Source organism: Bacillus sp. B4EP4a, from assembly GCF_006680105.1.
GTDB classification, from domain to species: Bacteria; Bacillota; Bacilli; order Bacillales; family DSM-1321; genus Peribacillus; species Peribacillus simplex_E.
Genome location: NZ_VHIK01000037.1, coordinates 123,819 through 139,281, shown reverse-complemented (window position 1 = coordinate 139,281; position 15,463 = coordinate 123,819). Strand labels below are relative to the sequence as shown.

Here is a 15,463-nt window from a genome sequence, read left to right as displayed (position 1 = left end):
AAATTATATTTAAGTAATTGTTTATAGGAGGATTTAATTGTCTATGGAGGAACATTTGCGTTCATTAACTACTGAATTACGGAACGAAAAGACGATGAATATCGACAGTGTAAATACGATGGAAGTCATTTCTGCAATCAATAAGGAAGATTTTAAAGTGGCAGCAGCGGTTCAGGAGGTATTGCCAGAGATTGAAACGGTGGTTGAATGGGCTTGCGAATCGTTAAAAAAAGGAGGGAGACTCATATACATCGGGGCAGGAACGAGCGGAAGACTCGGTGTTTTAGATGCCGTGGAATGTCCCCCGACTTTCAGCACACCACCTGATAGGGTGCTGGGAATAATAGCAGGAGGGGAAAATGCGTTTGTTCGGGCTGTTGAAGGAGCAGAGGATAAAGAAGAGTTTGGGGAATGTGATCTGATTGACGTGGAACTTACAGCAAATGATACGGTTATTGGCATCGCGGCAAGCGGCCGTACCCCTTATGTGAGGGGCGCTTTACGTTATGCAAGAAAAGTTGGGGCTAAAGCGGTGGCATTATCATGCAATAAAAACGCGAGCATCACGGAAGCAGCTGATATAGGGATCGAAGTGGTAGTCGGACCGGAAGTGTTAACAGGATCCACTAGAATGAAAGCGGCAACTGCACATAAAATGGTACTCAATATGATTTCAACCGCAACCATGATCCGGTTGGGAAAAGTCTATGAAAATCTGATGGTCGATGTTAATGTCAGTAATCAAAAACTGAAGGACCGCGCAATAAGCATCATAGAAACTGTAACGAATGCTGACTATGATCAAGCTTTGAATACGCTTGAAAAGGCAAATAATCAAGTTAAACCAGCGATCGTCATGATAAAAACGGCAACAGATTATGAAAAAGCAATGGAGTTACTGGAGAATGCGGATGGAGATGTCAGAAAAGCCATCTCGATCTATGAAGATTAAGGAGGGAAGCAATGGCTACAGGAGGATTATCAATCATACAGACGATGTTGAGCAAGCTGCCGCAATCAGAACAAAAACTAGCAGAATATATTCTACAGAATCCTCATGAAGTTGTGAACAGCACTGTACAGGAATTAAGTACGTCTGCCCAAACTAGCGGGGCCGCTGTTATTAGGTTGTGTAAATCGCTTGGAATAAAAGGGTTTCAAGATTTGAAAATAAGGATTGCTGGAGATTTGATGAAGACAGTTGAACAGGGGTACCGGGATATCGAGCCTTCCGAATCACTGTATCGGATTGTGGAGAAAACAACGAGTAATTCGATTCAGACCATTAGGGACACATCTGAAATAATCGATCACGATAATCTCAAACATGCGATAAAGCTGATGCTGAATGCTAAAACCGTCCACTTTTGCGGTGTGGGTGCTTCGAATATAGTTGCTGCTGACGCTCAGCAAAAATTACTTCGCGTCAATAAGGGGGCAACGGCTTTTACAGATATGCATTTAGTTGCAACCCTGATTGCAAATGCTGATGAAAATGACATCGTTTTTGCCATTTCATTTTCAGGGGAAACACCTGAAGTTGTCAATATATTGAAACTGGCAAAGGAACGTGGGGTCAAGACAATCGGGCTGACTCATTATGGCCAAACAACGGTATCATCCTTGTGTGACGTCACACTGTATACATCCTATTCGAATGAAGCACCGTTTCGAAGTGCAGCAACATCCTCACGATTGGCGCAATTATATATGATTGACATTTTGTTTTTGGGGATGGCTTCAGAACAATATGAAGAGACTGTCCAATATATTGATAACACCAGGTCTGCCATTAAATCGATGACAGATCGATATAAATGATTCATATGAGATTTGACAAAGGGGGCTTTTGAATGGGTAAGGGGGATAAGTACGCCATTTTAGCAGAAGAGTTATTGGGGAAATTGGGTGGGGCATCTAATGTTGCCGATGCTGCACATTGTATGACCAGACTCAGGGTACTGCCAATAGATCGTTCGAAAGTAAAAATGGAAGATATAAAAAATACGGAAGGCGTTTTTGGCGTCATTGAAGAGGAAACGATTCAAATCGTCCTCGGGCCAGGCGTGGTGAACAAGGTTCATACAGAATTTGAAAAGCTTCTGGAGGAATCTTCTGGCGATTTGAACTTAAAAGAAGTAGCCTCGAAGAATAAATCAGAGATTGATAGGAAAAACGCAAAACCGTTTAAACTTTTTTTACGCAGGATTGCAAGTATTTTCATCCCTTTAATTCCCGCCTTAGTGGCATCAGGTTTGATTACCGGTATTACAAAAGCAATCGTTCAAGCCGGCTGGCTTGCAGCAGAATCGCAATTAGCCATCATTTTAACTGTTATTGGGTCGGGGCTGTTTGCCTATTTGGGGATTTTGGTTGGGACCAATGCAGCAAAAGAATACGGTGGATCACCTGCACTTGGTGCACTTGCAGGTATCTTAGTCATAAACCCGGCCGTCGGCGACATTTCATTGTTCGGTGAAAATTTGCTCCCTGGCCGCGGTGGGTTGATAGGAGTCCTCTTTGCAGCTATTTTCATAGCCTTGGTGGAAAAACAGGTCAGGAAATTCATTCCCCAATCACTGGATATCATTTTGACGCCAACCATCGCTTTACTCATTACTGGGATTGTCACTTACATTGTATTTATGCCGGTAGGAGGGTTTTTATCGGATGCCATTACGACTGGGCTATTGAATGTTTTGGATTTCGGTGGTGTCGTAGCTGGATTCGTGCTTGGTGCGGCCTTCCTCCCTCTCGTCATTACTGGTTTACATCAAGGTTTAACGCCTGTCCATCTAGAATTGATCAATTCGATTGGTGATGATCCACTGCTTCCCATTTTGGCGATGGGTGGCGCGGGCCAAGTTGGAGCGGCATTTGCCATCTATATGAAAACGAAGAAAGCAAGTTTGAAGCGAGCTATCGGAGGGGGCCTTCCTTCCGGGATGCTAGGTATCGGTGAACCCCTTATATTTGGAGTGACCCTGCCATTGGGCAGGCCTTTCTTAACTGCATGTTTAGGTGCAGGAGTAGGTGGAGCCTTCCAAGCTCAATTCGGAATCGCAACGTCGTCCATCGGTGTGTCCGGACTGCCGCTTACCTTTTTAGTTCATCCAAACCAAATCGGACTGTTCCTCGCTGGGTTGTTCATTTCCTATATAGCAGGATTTATTTTTACGTATTTGTTTGGATTCAAAGATGAAATGGCGGTTGAATTCAAGTGATCGGAATTTCTTTTTATCTACAAGACCCGCATGCAGAAACACAAATCATCCATGCTGCTAACCTGGGAGTGAGGAAAGCATTTACCTCGCTTCATATTCCTGAAGAAAAGGGTGATCTTGTGAAGAGGATGATCACGCTTTTAAAGCTTTCAGAGGCCTATGGAATGGAAATCCATGCAGATGTCTCATTAAACACGCTTGATCATTTAGGGATTAGCAAATTTACGGATTTATGGCCATTAGGTATTAAAGGTATTCGCCTTGATGATGGGTTTGATAAAGAAACGGTCATATCTTTATCTAAGGTGTTTTCACTCTCACTAAATGCAAGTACATTGAATGAAGAAGAACTTTTATCCGTGCTTGGGGGCGGTGTGGAAACGGAAAGTCTGATAGCTTGGCACAACTTTTATCCAAGGCCCGAATCGGGCCTTGAGGAAGGGTTCTTTCATGAACAAAATCGAATGTTCAAGAAATACGGCATACCGATCTTTGCTTTCATCCCGGGTGCAGGAAGTAAACGCGGTCCTCTTCATGAGGGCCTTCCAACACTTGAAAAACACAGGTTGATGAATCCTTACGCTGCCGGTATTGAGCTGATTCAGCATGTGGAAGGAGTTTACGTTGGAGATCAAGGAACGGAGAATAATCTGCTTGAGAATCTAACTGCCTATAAAAATCTAAATATTCTAACTGTTAGAATGGAATCCCGAATCTTGCAAAGCGGTCAGTATAAATTGAGGCCAGATGTTTCTCAAGATGTTTTCCGGCTGCAGAATACCCGGGTCACAGCAAATGTTGAGCCGAGTAATACAGTTGCACGCAGCCTTGGGTCCATAACGATGGACAATGATGCTTACGGAAGGTATCGGGGAGAGGTCCAAATTTGCAAGAGAGACCTAGGGGCAAATCACCGAGTTAATGTGATAGGTCGAGTTATAGAAGAAGATATTCCCTTGCTGTCCCTTCTAAAGCCTGGTCAAACGATAAACCTTGTAATTGAGTGACCAATTGAAACAATTATACAGGGGGTAAATGGATATATTTCATGAAGGCTTGTAAAAAGAGGCGGCTGCGGGGTTTCCAATGCTGCCTTGATTTCTTTATAGAATCTATATAGTTCATTTCCAATCATTTTTCCCCTTCATGAAAGTGGATATGGAATTGTTGCTAACGGAACTAAAAAGTAAACAAGGGAGGAAGCCTAAATGATAAAAAGGATATGTGCCCCTGCTGGAATCGCATTATTCTTTGTTTTATCCATTTTGGGAGGGAATGCGACAGCAAAGGGATCAGAGAATGAAAAATCTGTATCGGATATTCAGGAAATCGTAGAAAACATGACAATCGATGAAAAAGTCGGTCAAATGCTAATGCCCGATTTTCGTAATTGGCAAAAACAAGGAGAAGCGAAGGCGACCGGGTTTATTGAAATGAACTCAGAAGTTGCAAGCATCATCAAAAAATATCATCTGGGCGGTGTGATTCTGTTTGCTGAGAATGTTGTCGAAACCGAACAAACGGTTCGGCTAACAGATGGTTTGCAGATGGCAAGCCAGGACATACCGCTGTTCATAACGATCGATCAGGAAGGAGGAATCGTAACTCGCCTTCAAACTGGAACGAACCTTCCTGGTAATATGGCACTTGGTGCAGCCAGAAATGAGAGTTACGCTTATCAATCTGGAGAAATCATTGGCAAGGAACTGTCGTCACTTGGCATAAATGTCAATTTTGGGCCGTCTGTCGATGTCAATAATAATCCCGGAAATCCTGTTATTGGCGTTCGTTCCTTCAGTTCTGATCCGGAACTTGTATCAAAGCTTGGCATTCAGACGATAAAAGGATTGCAAAATCAGAACATGATAGCGACGACCAAGCATTTCCCCGGCCATGGAGATACAGCAGTCGATAGTCATTATGGTCTCCCTCTTGTTTCTCATGATAAAGAACGTTTGCGTTCCATCGAGTTGGTTCCTTTCCAAAGGGCCATCGATGCTGGAGTTGATATGATGATGACTGCACATGTTCAATTTCCTGCATTCGATGACACTAAGTATATCAGTAAAAAAGACGGTCAAGAAATTATGGTTCCTGCAACGTTGTCAAAAAAGGTCATCACGGGTCTATTACGTGAAGAAATGGGTTTTGACGGTGTTGTGGTTACAGATGCTTTGAATATGAATGCCATCGCGGACAACTTCGGGCAGGAAGAAGCTGTGGTCCTTGCCCTGAAATCTGGCGTTGACATTGCACTGATGCCTGCACAGGTTAATTCGCTTCAAATGGAAAAGAATATAACCACTGTATTCAATGCAGTGAGGGCAGCAGTGGAAAGTGGGGAAATTCCTCTAGGTCAAGTCAATCAATCTGTAACAAGGATACTTGAACTGAAAGTGAAGAGAGGGATATTAAACCCTGACGATACTCCGATCGATAAAAAAATCGAAACCGCGCTTAAAGTGGTCGGGAATGAAGATCATTTGAAAAAAGAAAGGAAAATCGCGGAAGATGCCATCACTCTTTTGAAAAATGAAGACAAAACATTGCCTTTCAAACCTAAGAAAAATGATAAAGTTTTAATTCTTGCTCCTTTTGATGACCAAGTTGAATCCATGTCCAGGAGCATCGGCGAATTAGCTGATAAAAAGAAAATCAAGAAAGTCCAAATAACGGGTATGAGTTTTTCAGGAAAGTCATTTTCAGATCAAGTGGCCAGACTCATTGATGAATCGGACTTTGTCATAACTGGTTCCTATATTGTCAAAAACGATCCGGCTGTCAATGATGGAGTGATAGATGATAGCATTCAAGATTCGTCGAAGTGGGCAACAGCCTTCCCTAGGGCGGTCATGAATCATGCTAAGAAGAAAGATAAAGACTTTGTTTTAATGAGTTTAAGAAACCCTTATGATGTTGCAAACTTTGAAGAAGCGAAAGCGGTTCTTGCTGTTTACGGGTTCAAAGGGTATTCGAATGGGCGTTATAGACAGCCAAATATCCCGGCAGGCATCTCGACCATTTTTGGAGAATCAAAACCTAAAGGCACGATGCCGGTCGATATACCATCAGTAACCAAGCCCAATGAAAGCCTTTATAAATTTGGATATGGATTAGATATTAAATCTGGAAGACCCATTAAAAAATAGGGAGGGATGCAATTTGAAAAGAATGATAACCATATTTACCATTTGTCTGTTGACTTTCGGCATCGTTTCCTCAAAAAGTGTAACCGCTGTTAAAGAGAAGAAAAAACAAAAGGTCAGTCCCGGTATTGAAGTTCTTTTAAAAGAAGAAAAGGACGTATTAAGCGGAAAGAAAGTCGGCTTGATTACGAATCCAACTGGCATCGATTCTAAATTAATCAGCATCGTCGATCTACTTAATGATGATCCGGATATTAATTTGACAGCGTTATTTGGTCCTGAACATGGAGTGCGTGGAGATGCGCAAGCTGGTGCAAGCGTTGAATATTATATTGATGAAAAAACAGGGTTGCCCGTTTATAGCTTATATGGCAAAACGAAAAAACCGACGCCTGAAATGTTAAAGGATGTTGAGGTCCTTGTTTTTGATATCCAGGATGTCGGAACACGCTATTACACTTATATCTACACGATGGCTTATGCAATGGAAGCAGCCAAAGAAAATGATATCCCATTTATCGTGCTGGACCGCCCCAACCCACAAGGCGGGGTGTCGGTAGATGGGCCAGTACTTGAACCTGAATTCTCATCGTTTGTTGGTTTGTACCCAATACCTCTTAAGCATGGGATGACTGTTGGGGAACTCGCGACTTTGTTCAATAAGGAATTTAAAATTGGTGCAGATCTAAAGGTCATCAAGATGAAAGGCTGGAAGCGAGATATGGATTATGACGAAACTGGTCTCCCTTTTGTCTTACCGTCACCGAATATGCCGACAGTTTCCACTACGTTCGTATATCCGGCTACAGGCTTGATCGAGGGAACGAATGTCTCGGAAGGCAGAGGAACAACTAAACCATTCGAGTTGATTGGTGCTCCTTATATAAACAGCGATGAGCTTGCTGGGAAATTAAATGCATTAAGGTTACCTGGCGTAAAATTCAGGGCAGCCTCCTTTACACCTACATTCTCAAAACATGCAGGTAAACTTAGCCATGGAGTGGAAATTTATATAACGGATAGAGAGGAATTCAAGGCTGTCCCTACCGGACTTCACATCATCAAGACCATTCAGGATCTATATCCTGCAGATTTCGAGTTCCTTGCAGCCAAAAATTTCAATTTATTGATTGGCAATGGATGGGTAATGTCAAGAATTGAAGAAGGTTCATCAGTAAATGAAATCATGAAAGAATATCAAGCAAAGCAGGATGCTTTTAAAAAGGTTCGCAAAAATTACTTGCTCTATAAATAAGTGAAAAGAAAAGTCCGGTTGGACTTTTCTTTTTTTATGAGCTTTCGAAGGAGGAGAAAATCGCTAAGACTTTATTCTTGAATAAAGCCAAATTTATAAATGAAATGAAGTTCTAAAATGGAAGGAACAGTTGTCTAATAGAATATGGGGTTTGCCCTAAATCAGTAATTGTCAGGAGGAAAGCGGGATGAAAAAATATCTTCAAAAAATTGGACGTTCCTTGATGCTGCCAGTTGCCGTATTGCCGGCAGCCGCCATATTAATGGGGATCGGTTATTGGATAGATCCTGCAGGATGGGGAGCGGGAAGTCCGTTAGCAGCTTTCTTAATTAAAGCAGGTTCTTCGATCATTGATAATATGGCTATCTTGTTTGCTGTTGGAGTGGCATTGGGCATGTCGAAAGGAAAAGATGGAGCCGCCGCTTTGAGCGGGCTGGTAGCCTATCTAGTCGTAACGACATTGCTTTCCACGGACTCGGTAGCGATGCTGCAAGGAATTGATGCAAAAGATGTAAATCCAGCATTTGTGAAAATAGAAAATGCATTTGTCGGAATCCTCTCGGGCCTTATAGCGGCAGCTATGTATAATCGGTTCAGTAAGGTCGAGCTGCCGGATGCACTCGCTTTCTTTAGCGGTAAACGCCTTGTCCCGATCCTTACTGCGGTTGCCATGCTACTCGTTTCTCTTATATTATTCTTCGTATGGCCACTCATCTACTCCTGGTTAGTTATATTTGGGGAAGGAATAAGTGAATTAGGTGCAGTTGGAGCAGGACTCTATGGATTTTTCAATCGGCTTTTGATACCAACAGGTTTACATCATGCGTTAAACTCCGTATTCTGGTTCGATGTAATAGGACTTAACGATATCGGTAACTTCTGGGCTGGAACAGGAATAAAAGGAACCACGGGCATGTATCAAGCCGGATTCTTTCCCGTCATGATGTTCGGTTTACCGGCTGCTGCTCTTGCCATGTACCATTCGGCAAAATCACGGAAGAAAAAACAAGTCGCCTCATTAATGCTCGCAGCCGGTTTCGCTTCATTTTTCACAGGCGTTACTGAACCGTTGGAATTTGCTTTCATGTTTGTTGCACCAGCCCTGTTTGTTGTGCATGCTTTATTAACAGGAATATCGTTGGCTATTGCTGCCACTTTCCAATGGACAGCAGGGTTCGGTTTTAGTGCAGGGTTCATTGACTTTGTTTTAAGTTCAAGATTGCCATTGGCAAATCAACCTTATATGCTACTTCTTCAAGGACTGGCTTTTGCTGTCATTTACTATTTCTTATTCCGATTCTTGATAAAAAGGTTCAATTTAATGACTCCCGGCAGAGAAGATGATACAGAAGATGAGCTTGATGGCGGAGGAGTGATTGCGGAAGCAGACAGCAGTCATGGCGGGAATGATGAGAGTAAATTCTTTGGAATGGCTTCCGCTATTTATGAGGGTTTAGGCGGAGACGCTAACGTAACATCTGTAGATAACTGCGTTACCAGATTAAGGGTAGAGGTGGAGAATATGGGAGCTGTCGATCAGAATAAAATCAAATCAACAGGGGTTGCTGGAATCAATATCGTGGGTCCCCAAAGCATTCAAGTCATCGTAGGGACACAAGTACAATTCATAGCTGATGAAATTGAAAAGATCCGGCGGCAATAGCTGATACACTAAAAATCTACGATCAGGATTATATTTTCTGATCGTAGAGATTTTTATGATAAAGTACTGATTATAAACGCGCAAAAGATTTATCTTTATTAACTCTGCTCTTAAAATAGAATAAAACGAATCAATGTTCTATAATATATAAGGGTATTGAATGAAGGATTTGCCATGAAGCTTGGAGAATTAGTAATGAAGCTCGTCCGCCAATCATTTGAATAATTAGGAAATCAGCGGTAATGAAGGCTGTATACATACACGTCAATCTAGAGACACGATCATATAGTGTACTAAGTTTTGAGCAAGGGATATTTTTTGCATTTCTGAAACTTTTAGTATGGGGGGGTTCCGGTCTTGTATAAACAAAAAACCAAAGAAACTGACAGTAGTGTCATTGAGTTCATTGAGAACGTCGACAATCCAAAAAAACGTGAAGATGCATATGAGTTGCTGGATGTTTTCACCAAAACGACAGGTTATGAGGCAAAGATGTGGGGACCGAGCATCATTGGGTTCGGTATCTATCATTATAAATATGAATCAGGTCACGAAGGCGATGCCCCCCTGGTAGGCTTTTCCCCTCGAAAAGCAAAAATCAGTTTATATTTATCTCCAGGGGATAAAAAAAGGGAAGAATTATTACAGGCATTCGGAAAACACACTTCCGGAAAAGGGTGTGTGTACATCAATAAAGTGGCAGATATCGATATTAATGTATTGAAAGAATTGATTAATCAGTCTGTCAAGTTTTTGAGAGATAAGTACCCGGACAATGAAAAATAATAGAACGTATATCAGTTTATAATTGTTTAAGAGGAACAAGAAAGCGAGTGGGAACGAAAATGAGAAAAATTAAAGTGGGCATAGTTGGGTACGGATTGTCAGGAGCTACATTTCACGTGCCATTACTAAGTGTTTTAGGGCAGTTTCAAATAGCGAAAGTTGTCAGCTCCAATAAGGAAAAAGTCCAAAAAGATTTGAAAGATGTGGAAGTGGTAAGCAGCTTAGAGGAAATTCTTGAAGACGCGTCCATTGATTTGGCTGTTATTACGACACCGAGTGGTTTGCATTATGAAATGGCCAAGCAAAGCTTGTTAGCCGGGAAGCATGTCATCCTCGAAAAGCCGATGGTAGTGGAAGCTTGGGAGGCAGAGGAACTAATTAAGATTGCCGAGGAAAAGGATCTGCTATTAAGTGTCTATCATAATCGGAGATGGGATAATGACTTTTTGACCGTGAAAAAACTTATGAATGATGGAGTGCTTGGGGAAATCAATACATACCAAGTCCATTATGATCGATACAGGCCTGTGGTCAGGGATAGATGGAGGGAAAAACCAGGCCCGGGATCAGGCATGCTTTATGATTTAGGATCACATCTCATCGATCAAGCACTGCATTTGTTTGGATTGCCGCAATTCGTGTGGGCAGATGTATTTTCCCAAAAAGAAAATGCAGAAACGGATGATTATTTTCATGTGATATTAGGATATGAAAAGCTGAGAGTTATCTTACATTCAGGCTCAATCGTTCCGAATAATGGACCGCGGTATCAGGTGCATGGAAGTAAAGGATCATTTATCAAGTACGGTCTTGATTGCCAAGAGGCGGCCCTAAGTGAGGGGAAAAAACCGCTGGATGACTCTTGGGGTGCAGATGATCCCGAATTCTATGGTAAGCTGGTTACGGTTGAAGGAGAAAATGAGATACATGAAACCATTGAAACACTGCATGGTTCTTATTTAACGTATTACCAGGCAGTTGCCGATAGTATATTGAGCGGGAAAAAAGCTCCAGTCACTGCCCAAGAGGGGTTATCGGTCATTAAAATCATTGATGCGGCTTTTGAAAGCAGTAAAGGAAAGAAAGCCATTTATATTAAATGAAATTCAATATCTCCTTATAACAATATGAATTGAGAAAACTGAATGTTAAGCGGCCTTATTTTCAGAAATAAGGTCGCTTTTTATTTTGGTCAAATACATGATTTCCCGGTTTATTAGGTAAATCAAAACTCGTGAATTCGAATATTACACAAGAATTAGAGCTGTTTCCGCCTGGAATTTGGAGCGAATACTCGAGAAATTGAGTGTTTACTCGTGAATTCAAATGTTACGCAAGATTTTTGAGCGGTTTACGCATAAAATTGAAGTAAATATTCGAGAGATTGGGCGTTTACTCGTGAAATAGTGCCATTTACTCGTGAATTTGGAGCAAATACTCGTGAAATTAATACATTTACTCGTGAATTTACCGCATTTACTCGTGAATTCAAATGTCACACAAGATTTTTGAGCAGTTTCCGCCTGGAATTTGGAGCTAACATTCGAGAGATTGAAGTATTTGTACGTGTGGATATACTATACTGTTTTGGAGGATTTAAATTGATATGAAAATCTTAATGAAAACCCCCGATAATAGCGACTGCTACTCGGGGGTTTCATTAAGGTGAAAACTTGAAATACCTCTTTAAGCTTTAGGATAATGCCTTTGCATGAAGAGATCGCCTTTGCCAAGCCATGGTAATCATCAAAGTAATGAATAAGAGGATAAGGCCCAACATGAACGGATAGGTAATGTGTACATCATACATCATTCCGGCAAGTGTAGGTCCGAGCACATTTCCGATGCTCATATATGCATTATTCATACCCATTGCAAAGCCCTGCTCATTTCCTGCCATCTTGGAAATCAGTGTGTTAAGAACTGGACGTAAGATGGAGGTGGAAAGGAAGATGACCAGTGAAATTAAAAAGAAAATTAGGTAACTTGAAGCAAAAAGTGATAGGAGGAAACCGATGGCTGCAACACTGATAAAGATATTCAGCACATTCACTTCCCCGAAACGCTGTACAATCCGGTCGACGACAAACAGTTGTACAATTACACTGACGATACCGGTGGCTGTAACCATGAAGGCGATGTCCTTAGGGCTTGAATTGAATTGATTATCAAGATAAAGGCCAATGACAGATTCATATGCCATTAAGCCAAAGCTCATTACAAGAGTAATGATGAGTGGGATGAAATAGGGCATTTTCACGGATAAGGCAATCTTCCGAACCATCGTTTCGGTTTTTGCATCCATGGCTTGAGTAACCTGTGCCGTTTCGCTTTCTTTTAAAACAAAAATCGAAAATACCACAGCTGATAGGGATACCAGTGCAGAAATCAAAAAGGGAAACTTCAAGCCAAAGTCAGCTAAAAAACCTCCAATTCCTGGACCGACTACAATTCCCAGTGACATGGCGGCAGATACTAAACTATTGCCTTTAGCGCGTTGATCAAATGTGGTGATATCGGCTACATAAGCAAAAATTGCGGGTATAAGCAAAGCTGCCCCGATCCCGCCAATGATGCGAGAAGCATATAATAACCAAATGGAATTGACTGCATAAAAAATAAACATGGATAATGTCAAACCGACCAATCCATAAATAATCATTTTTCTGCGCCCGAATTGGTCAGTCCATTTTCCGGCAATTGGTGAGAAGATAAGTTGTGCACCTGCGAAAATGGCAATCATTAGGCCAGCGGCGGTTCCTCCTTGATTAATGGAGGCCAGGTATGCTGGTAAAATGGGAATGATGATACCGAAACTTCCTATTGCTATAAACATATTGATCATGAGGATAATGATCTTTTTGCGTTGTTCTGCTGACATGGACAGCCTCTCTCTCTCTTTAAAAATCAATAACCAATTTAATTCGCATGGTTAATTTTTTGATACGTTAATTATGTTATAGTTTTAGATAGATAGTGTCAATAAGAAAGGATTGTCAAACATGCATTCAAGTGAATTGTATAATTTACATCTAGAAATCAAGGAACTAAGCAGCCTCTCACAGGAATTGGTGGAACCTTTATTGGTTAAATATGATTTAACTTCTGTACAGTATCGCGCATTGCAATTAATTGTCTTGACTGAATCCATAGCGGTAAAAGATGTTTCGAATCATTTAAAAATCAAACCTGCAGCAGGAACTGCACTAATTGACCGGCTTGAACGGAAGAAGTTGATTGAGAGGGTACACAGTGAGGATGATCGGCGGTTCGTTTTTATCCAATCCACCGAAAGTGGAAGTAAAACCTATCATTCCATAAATAAGTGTTTTGCCAAAATCTTTCGTGACTTTTATAGCGTCCTAAATGAAGAGGAAACGCAACGGCTCAAACAAATCGTTGGGAAACTGACCGAACATGCATCGTCTTGCATAGAGAATAAAATATAGTCTTCCTGACGTGTATAGTTTCCATTATAATAGAAAGAAGAAAGACTAAAGCAGTGAATTCCACTGTTTTTAGGAGGTTAATTATCAGAATAATTAAAAAATATCCGAATTAGTCATTCCCCTGAGTATAACGGTTAGATTTATTCAATGATTCTTTAAATGATGTAAGAAATTCATTAAAGAAGATATGACTTTTGAAAAATGAATATGTATCAAAAAGGTTAAGAAATTTTTTTCTCAATGACTCATCATGGCGAACAGGCAGAGGAAGTGTGCTGTAAGCAGAGAATCTCAAAAGAAGGAGATGGTAAAATGTTTTCCCCATTAACCCCAATGGATTGGAAGCGCAGGGCCGTAAAATATTATCCTCATAAAGTGGCAGTCATCGATGAAGAGAAAGAGTTTACATACAAGGAATTCGGGCAGCGGACAGATCAACTTTCCAAAGCACTGTATTCTTCGGGAATTGAAAAAGGCGACCATATTGCAGTAATGTTGCCTAATACACATTATATGTTGGAATGTTTTTATGGCATTTGTCAAATGGGAGCGGTAATGGTTCCTTTGAATTATAGACTTGCTGCAGAGGATTTGGAATATATCATCCAGCATAGCGATTCAAAAATGTTGATAGTCGATGAAGAATTCACCGCTCCGATCGAAAAGATCATTACTAGACTTTCATTGGAAAAAATCATTATCGTGCCTGTTGAAGGACATGAAACCACTTTGCCAGGAATAGACTATGAAAATTTCATTTTGCATGCAATTGATGAAGCACTGCCAGAGGTTATAATCGATGAAAATCAACTTTTGACTATAAATTATACGAGTGGAACGACTTCAAAACCAAAAGGGGTAATGTTAACCCATCGCGGGAATTACATGAACGCCGCTAATTTCATTTATCACCTTGGAGTGAATCATGACGATGTATACTTACATACCCTGCCGATGTTTCATGCTAATGGCTGGGGAGGTGTATGGTCGGTAACGGCTACTGGCGGGACTCATGTATGTTTAAGGAAAGTCGATCCCCCTCTTATCCTAAAATTATTCGCCCATCATAATATTACATTATTATGTGGGGCACCTACTGTCGTCAATATGCTAGTGAATGATCCTAAAGCAAAAGAAACAAATATCAAAGTGCGCCCAAGGATGGCAACAGCAGGTGCACCTCCAGCAGCAGCGCTTATACAAAAGGCACAAGGAATCCTTGGTTTGAATATGATTCACGTATATGGATTAACAGAAACTTCACCTTTCATCCTATATAACGAGTGGAAGGATGAGTTTGAGGCTAAATCGGCGGACGAACAAGCAATAATAAAGGCAAGACAAGGGATTGAATTGGTTTTCAATGGGGAAACGATGGTAGTCAATCAAGATGGGAAAGAAGTCGCTTGGGATGGAAAGGAACTGGGGGAAATCATTACTCGCGGCAATGTTGTAATGGAAGGATATTATAAGGATCCGGAAAAGACGGCCGAAGCAATTAGGGATGGCTGGTTTCATACAGGGGATCTGGCGGTGACCTATCCTGATGGATATATTGAAATACAGGACAGGGCTAAGGATTTAATCATTTCCGGGGGAGAAAATATTTCTTCTACAGAGGTGGAAGGGGTATTGTATAAACATCCAGATGTTCTGGAGGCGGCGGTCATTGCCATCCCAGACGATAAGTGGGGAGAAACGCCTAAGGCAATCATTGTGCTGCACCCCAATGCGGAAGTGACAGAAAATGAGATCATTACCTTTTGCCGCTCTAAAATGGCTCACTTTAAAGCACCGACAACAGTTGAATTCGTAGAGTCTTTACCGAAAACGGCAACAGGTAAGCTACAAAAATACCGTTTAAGGGAAATCCATTGGAAAGGATCGAAAAAGGTAAATTAAAGGCTTGCATTATAGGAACAGTTGTCAAAAAAAGTTAA

At 41.2% G+C, this 15,463-nt stretch carries 12 protein-coding genes; 11 read left to right on the top strand and 1 reads right to left on the bottom strand.

The features are described from left to right. Window positions 1-43 precede the first annotated feature (43 nt). The 9 genes from murQ to FNK51_RS18675 all read left to right on the top strand — a co-directional run bounded on the left by murQ (window position 44) and on the right by FNK51_RS18675 (window position 11,177). Window positions 44-952 (top strand): N-acetylmuramic acid 6-phosphate etherase, encoded by a 909-nt coding sequence (murQ, locus tag FNK51_RS18715; RefSeq protein ID WP_098371909.1) that lies wholly within the window; start codon window positions 44-46, stop codon window positions 950-952. Between the two features lie 11 nt (window positions 953-963). After that, complete coding sequence (locus FNK51_RS18710; RefSeq protein WP_098371910.1) at window positions 964-1,821, top strand: MurR/RpiR family transcriptional regulator; 858 nt, start codon at window positions 964-966, stop codon at window positions 1,819-1,821. Between the two features lie 32 nt (window positions 1,822-1,853). Further along, complete coding sequence (locus FNK51_RS18705) at window positions 1,854-3,224, top strand: PTS transporter subunit EIIC (RefSeq protein WP_098371911.1); 1,371 nt, start codon at window positions 1,854-1,856, stop codon at window positions 3,222-3,224. Then, window positions 3,221-4,231 (top strand): MupG family TIM beta-alpha barrel fold protein, encoded by a 1,011-nt coding sequence (locus FNK51_RS18700; protein ID WP_141994281.1) that lies wholly within the window; start codon window positions 3,221-3,223, stop codon window positions 4,229-4,231. The genes FNK51_RS18705 and FNK51_RS18700 overlap by 4 nt, the downstream gene beginning before the upstream one ends. 201 nt (window positions 4,232-4,432) lie before the next feature. Continuing rightward, window positions 4,433-6,373 carry a glycoside hydrolase family 3 protein gene (locus FNK51_RS18695; protein WP_141994280.1) on the top strand — a complete coding sequence of 647 codons (1,941 nt, stop codon included), beginning with the start codon at window positions 4,433-4,435 and terminating at the stop codon, window positions 6,371-6,373. Window positions 6,374-6,386: 13 nt separating this feature from the next. Further along, complete coding sequence (locus tag FNK51_RS18690) at window positions 6,387-7,625, top strand: exo-beta-N-acetylmuramidase NamZ family protein (protein ID WP_483296129.1); 1,239 nt, start codon at window positions 6,387-6,389, stop codon at window positions 7,623-7,625. A gap of 187 nt (window positions 7,626-7,812) precedes the next feature. Further along, complete coding sequence (gene nagE, locus FNK51_RS18685; RefSeq protein WP_141994279.1) at window positions 7,813-9,288, top strand: N-acetylglucosamine-specific PTS transporter subunit IIBC; 1,476 nt, start codon at window positions 7,813-7,815, stop codon at window positions 9,286-9,288. Window positions 9,289-9,645: 357 nt separating this feature from the next. Then, window positions 9,646-10,074 (top strand): DUF1801 domain-containing protein, encoded by a 429-nt coding sequence (locus FNK51_RS18680; protein ID WP_141994278.1) that lies wholly within the window; start codon window positions 9,646-9,648, stop codon window positions 10,072-10,074. A gap of 59 nt (window positions 10,075-10,133) precedes the next feature. Further along, window positions 10,134-11,177: an oxidoreductase gene (locus FNK51_RS18675; RefSeq protein ID WP_141994277.1), complete on the top strand. Its 1,044-nt coding sequence runs from the start codon at window positions 10,134-10,136 to the stop codon at window positions 11,175-11,177. A gap of 590 nt (window positions 11,178-11,767) precedes the next feature. Here FNK51_RS18675 and FNK51_RS18670 read toward each other — a convergent pair. Then, the gene (locus tag FNK51_RS18670; protein WP_098371916.1) at window positions 11,768-12,955 is read right to left on the bottom strand and encodes an MFS transporter; all 1,188 of its coding nucleotides are present in this window, start codon (window positions 12,953-12,955) and stop codon (window positions 11,768-11,770) included. A gap of 121 nt (window positions 12,956-13,076) precedes the next feature. Here FNK51_RS18670 and FNK51_RS18665 point away from each other — a divergent pair, with 121 nt between their 5' ends. Both FNK51_RS18665 and FNK51_RS18660 read left to right on the top strand, forming a co-directional pair. Continuing rightward, on the top strand, window positions 13,077-13,523 hold the full coding sequence (locus FNK51_RS18665; RefSeq protein WP_098371917.1) for a MarR family winged helix-turn-helix transcriptional regulator: 447 nt from the start codon (window positions 13,077-13,079) through the stop codon (window positions 13,521-13,523). Between the two features lie 312 nt (window positions 13,524-13,835). Next, complete coding sequence (locus FNK51_RS18660; RefSeq protein ID WP_141994276.1) at window positions 13,836-15,425, top strand: long-chain-fatty-acid--CoA ligase; 1,590 nt, start codon at window positions 13,836-13,838, stop codon at window positions 15,423-15,425. Window positions 15,426-15,463: the final 38 nt, after the last annotated feature.

Coding starts and splice junctions, on each gene's coding strand:
- FNK51_RS18710 (WP_098371910.1), top strand. CDS start 964: ATGGCTACAGGAGGATTATCAATCATACAGACGATGTTGAGCAAGCTG.
- murQ (WP_098371909.1), top strand. CDS start 44: ATGGAGGAACATTTGCGTTCATTAACTACTGAATTACGGAACGAAAAG.
- FNK51_RS18695 (WP_141994280.1), top strand. CDS start 4,433: ATGATAAAAAGGATATGTGCCCCTGCTGGAATCGCATTATTCTTTGTT.
- FNK51_RS18705 (WP_098371911.1), top strand. CDS start 1,854: ATGGGTAAGGGGGATAAGTACGCCATTTTAGCAGAAGAGTTATTGGGG.
- FNK51_RS18660 (WP_141994276.1), top strand. CDS start 13,836: ATGTTTTCCCCATTAACCCCAATGGATTGGAAGCGCAGGGCCGTAAAA.
- FNK51_RS18675 (WP_141994277.1), top strand. CDS start 10,134: ATGAGAAAAATTAAAGTGGGCATAGTTGGGTACGGATTGTCAGGAGCT.
- nagE (WP_141994279.1), top strand. CDS start 7,813: ATGAAAAAATATCTTCAAAAAATTGGACGTTCCTTGATGCTGCCAGTT.
- FNK51_RS18670 (WP_098371916.1), bottom strand. CDS start 12,955: ATGTCAGCAGAACAACGCAAAAAGATCATTATCCTCATGATCAATATG.
- FNK51_RS18665 (WP_098371917.1), top strand. CDS start 13,077: ATGCATTCAAGTGAATTGTATAATTTACATCTAGAAATCAAGGAACTA.